This window comes from Candidatus Symbiopectobacterium sp. NZEC135 (assembly GCF_025962695.1).
This window is the reverse complement of sequence record NZ_JAGFPF010000637.1, coordinates 1-1103: the sequence shown is the minus strand read 5'-3', so window position 1 is coordinate 1103 and position 1103 is coordinate 1. Positions and strand designations below refer to the sequence as shown.

The following is a 1103-nucleotide window of genomic DNA, read 5'->3' as shown; positions in this document are numbered from 1 at the left end:
AACGGAGGCGTTCCGCCTGAATATGATGACGTGGGTTGGCAATGCCATCCTGTGCCGCCACCAATTGCAGTACGTACTCATCCATCTCTTTGGTCACCAGCATCACTTCATACACCGCCGCCGTGGTGTGCTCGAGCGCCTTATCTAACGCGACGCCTTTGAGCAGGTTCACCAGTAACAGGCCGCTGGTTAAATCCCCCACGCCAACAGGCTGACGTTCAAACTCCACCAGCGGACGGCTGATATGCCAGGCGTCAGTAGGCGTGACCAGCAACATTTCAAAACTGTCGGCGCGGCGTGCTGCGCGGCTGAGGTGTTTGACCAACACAATCTTCGGCCCACGTTCACAGAGCTGACGCGCTGCGGTAACGGCTTCATCCACAGTGTGCACCGTCACGCCAGCCAACAATTCCAGCTCTGGCAGGTTCGGCGCAATCACATCGGCAGCCAGCAGTGACTGGTTGCAGTGGAAACCCGAAACACCGGGTGCCACAAAACAGCCTTTTTCGGGTGTGCCCATCACCGGATCGCAAAAATAGATCGCCTGCGGATTTGCCGCTTTAACCTGACGGACGATATCCAGAATACTCGCACCCTGCTCGGGGGAGCCGATATAGCCACTCAGCACCGCATCACAGCGTGCCAGTTTGTCGATATTGGCAATCCCCTGCGCAATGTCGGTCAAATGGCTGGCGTCCATCACACTGCCGGTCCACTGACCATACTGCGTGTGATTGGAAAATTGCACCGTATTGAGCGGCCAAACGTTTGCGCCCATACGCCGCATCGGAAACTCTGCGGCGCTGTTCCCTGCATGTCCAAAAACCACATGGGACTGAATAGAAAGAATGTTTTTCATTTACCGACAACCTGACCTTGCATATCACTGACTTGAGAGTATTACCAAGAATAAAGGGAGCCTTCGCTCCCTTGTACATGCTGTTTTCTTATGCTGCCCAGCAGATCAGGCAGTAGTGTTTTTTACCGCGGCGTAGCAGCGTGTAACGGTCAAACAGACGATCGCTATCCGCGAAAACATATTCAGGGTTAGCCTGTTTTTCGCCGTTGATGGTCACCGCATTTGAGGCGATCATGGTACGCGC

Annotated in this window: 1 protein-coding gene and 1 pseudogene; both read right to left on the bottom strand. The window is 54.5% G+C overall.

Features of this window, described 5'->3' with window-relative positions; translation table 11 throughout:
- A partial coding sequence (gene pdxY, locus J5224_RS29365) for a pyridoxal kinase PdxY (RefSeq protein ID WP_264628597.1) occupies positions 1–859 on the bottom strand: 859 nt, incomplete at its 3' end.
- A gap of 88 nt (positions 860–947) precedes the next feature.
- A pseudogene (locus J5224_RS29360) lies at positions 948–1103 on the bottom strand (tyrosine--tRNA ligase); the annotation flags it as partial.